The sequence below is a fragment of the Candidatus Omnitrophota bacterium genome, from assembly GCA_028717245.1.
GTDB lineage: Bacteria > Omnitrophota > Gorgyraeia > Gygaellales > Profunditerraquicolaceae > JAGUYA01.
In genome coordinates this window covers 1-2768 of record JAQUOD010000021.1, presented here as the reverse complement: position 1 = coordinate 2768, position 2768 = coordinate 1, and the positions used below count along the sequence as shown (strand labels likewise).

Sequence of the window (2768 nt, the reverse complement as noted above, 5' to 3'; positions counted from 1 at the left end):
TTCAGAACAAGGAGAGGTCTCTCTTGTTTTAAAAATTGTCTTTAATTAGTTAGATTTTTCTTATTTTTCCGTCAATTATAATAAAGGAGGATGTATGGTTATACGAAACTGGCCTAAAGAGGATAGACCAAGGGAGAAATTATTAAGCAAGGGCGAGCATACATTAACTGATTCCGAGCTGTTAGCGATTATTCTGGAGACGGGAGGAAGGGGAGCGAGCGCTTTGGATCTGGCAAGAAGAATTTTGAGTAGTTTTAAGACTTTTCGTCAGATCGGCCGGGCGGATTTATGCAATTTATACGATATAAAAGGTTTAGATAACGCAAAGGTAAGTCGGATAAGGGCCGTAATCGAGATAACCAAGAGATTCTGCGAAGAAAGATTAGAGGAAAAAGGGGTGAGGGTTAAGTCTTCCTGTGACGTTGTTAACATCCTGATGCCTAGGATGCAGGATTTAAAGATAGAAGTTTTTAATATTGTTCTTTTGAACTCGCAAAACCGGATTATTGGTATAACAGAAATAGAAAGAGGTTCTGTAAATCAGGCAAGGCCCATAATCAGGGAGGTGTATCAGAAGGCGCTTCGGGATATGGCTTCCTTTATAATCTGTGTTCATAATCATCCCTCAGGTAACCCGCAGCCAAGTTGTGAAGATAAACGTTTTACCCGGGTAGTAGTTAAAGTTGGAAAATGCTTATCATTGAAGTGTCTCGACCATATAATTATAGGCAATGGGAAATATTTCAGTTTCTCCGACAGGGGGCTTATCTAGGAAGACGGGGCCAGACCCCGTTTTTTACTTGTTGATGAAATAATAGAGGTTCTTTTTGTAGATGGAGGCGAATTCGTTTAACTGAACTACGTCTATACGGCGTTGGCCAGCCTCGATCTTGGAGATATAAGATTGGGTCCTGCCGAGTTTCTTTGCAACATCCGCCTGGTTTAGTTTCGACGCCTTGCGGGCTTTAATCAAGCGGCCGACTAAATCTTTATGTGCTTTTGTAAAGATAGTCTTATCCATGGCTTTGCGCCTCACCGGGGCCTTTTAAATTATTTTTGGACACCTTATTTGAAAAATAATCCTGACCCCATTTTTACGGCGCCGATTAGCATTCCCTTGACACTTTAACGACAATATGTTACACTTGTTTTGCCAATATTCCAAAATGGAATATCAGAAATTGAAGGAAGAACAGAAGATGAAAGGTATGCCACGCATACATATTGAAGGCGGGGTTTATTATGTGACTGTCCGCGGAGACCATGATGAGAAGATCTTTAGGGAGGCGGAAGATTACCAGTCATACTTAAACCTTTTGAGAAAATATAAAGAGCAGTATGGATTCAAGTTATTTGCCTTTGTCCTGTTGCCGAACCACCTGTGTCTATTGATTGAATTGAGGGAAGGGGTGGTTTTATCGGATATTATGCATGACCTTAACGGGAATTATACCAAATATTTTAATAAAAAATACAGTCTAAAAGGCCATCTTTTCCGGGAAACATACAGGATGAACCTGTTGGAAAAGTCACGTTACCTTGTATCCATGAGTGCCTATATCCACCTTTATCCGCAAAGGTTGAATTTGACCCCGCATCCGGCAGCTTATCCTTACAGCAGTTACCCTGTTTATTTATATTATGCGGGATTCGAAGATGCCTGCATGGAGACAAAATCATCTGTTTTCGGGTTTGATCCCGGCATGGAACAGGAAATAGCAGGCGTTTTAACCACTATAAAAGAAAGGAATTACACGGATTACCTAAGAAACATCTCTATTGAAGAAATAAAAATATTGGCATTGGATTTAAAAAAAGGAATGGTCCTGGGCAGCGAAGAATTCAGGGAAACGGTAAAATCAAAGATAAAAGCTTATTGGCAGGAGAAATACCGGCAGGAATTGGCTTTCCTGCAGCAGCGTCTAAACGACCTTGAGATGGAAGAAGGAGTAAGGGGATGGGAGGAAGAGCTAAGGTGAGGATTGCCGGCTCAAGCGCGCTGGTGATTTTATTCTTTTTGTTGGGGGCGATGCCGGCCTTTTCCGGGGATCTGGATGATTCGGCGGTTACCGGTGCCTCTTCAGGAAGCCCGGCAGCGCCGGCAGCCTACGGGTATACCTTAAATGACCTTTATCAAAAGCTGCACAATGGCACCGCAGCCACAGCAGGGGGCCATTCGCTTGCGCCTTCCGTAAACACATCCACGGCTACAATGTACAGGATAAGTGACATTTATGCGGATTTTACCTCCGACGCCGCAAGCTGCACCGCCACCGCTTCCGACGTAGCCAGCGGCAAGGTTTTTTTTGCCACAACCGGCACAACCCGCGGCACAAACTTCGGCCCGGTTACCGGCAGCGCCAGCAGCGGCGGGCTTGCGTTTCCTGATACCGGCCAAACCGCATCTTACACCGACACCTTTGGCGAAGACCACGATTACCAGCCTTCAGCCAGCCAGCCTTCTTATACGGATAACGGCGACGGAACAATTACGGATAACCGCACCGGTCTGATGTGGCTGAAGGACGCAAGCAATTACAACAGCGGAAGCAGCCAGACCTGGGAGAATGCGCTCTCAGGATGCGAAAGCTTCACTTATGCCGGTTATAGTGACTGGCGCCTCCCCAATGTAAGGGAGCTGATGAGTATTGTAAATTATGGAACTTATAGCCCAGCAATAAACACAACCTATTTTTCTAATACGCAGTCGGGCGGTTATTGGTCGTCTACTACTTATGCGAGCAGTACCTCCTACGCCTGGCACGTCG

General features: G+C 44.8%; 4 protein-coding genes. 3 read left to right on the top strand and 1 reads right to left on the bottom strand.

What is annotated here, in order from left to right; genetic code table 11:
* Window positions 1-94: 94 nt before the first annotated feature.
* The gene (gene radC / locus PHV44_07485; GenBank protein ID MDD5593103.1) at window positions 95-772 is read left to right on the top strand and encodes a DNA repair protein RadC; all 678 of its coding nucleotides are present in this window, start codon (window positions 95-97) and stop codon (window positions 770-772) included.
* 24 nt (window positions 773-796) lie between these two features.
* Here the strand turns inward: radC and PHV44_07480 are convergent, their stop codons facing one another.
* A complete protein-coding gene (locus tag PHV44_07480; protein MDD5593102.1) occupies window positions 797-1021 on the bottom strand; it encodes a helix-turn-helix transcriptional regulator in 225 nt (74 codons plus the stop codon).
* A gap of 145 nt (window positions 1022-1166) precedes the next feature.
* On the opposite strand from PHV44_07480, the gene PHV44_07475 reads away from it, so the two are divergent.
* Both PHV44_07475 and PHV44_07470 read left to right on the top strand, forming a co-directional pair.
* Complete coding sequence (locus tag PHV44_07475) at window positions 1167-1979, top strand: transposase (GenBank protein ID MDD5593101.1); 813 nt, start codon at window positions 1167-1169, stop codon at window positions 1977-1979.
* The coding region (locus PHV44_07470) for a DUF1566 domain-containing protein (protein MDD5593100.1) at window positions 1958-2768 on the top strand (811 nt) is incomplete at its 3' end. The genes PHV44_07475 and PHV44_07470, both read left to right, overlap by 22 nt.

Coding starts and splice junctions, on each gene's coding strand:
- radC (MDD5593103.1), top strand. CDS start 95: ATGGTTATACGAAACTGGCCTAAAGAGGATAGACCAAGGGAGAAATTA.
- PHV44_07480 (MDD5593102.1), bottom strand. CDS start 1,021: ATGGATAAGACTATCTTTACAAAAGCACATAAAGATTTAGTCGGCCGC.
- PHV44_07475 (MDD5593101.1), top strand. CDS start 1,167: ATGGAATATCAGAAATTGAAGGAAGAACAGAAGATGAAAGGTATGCCA.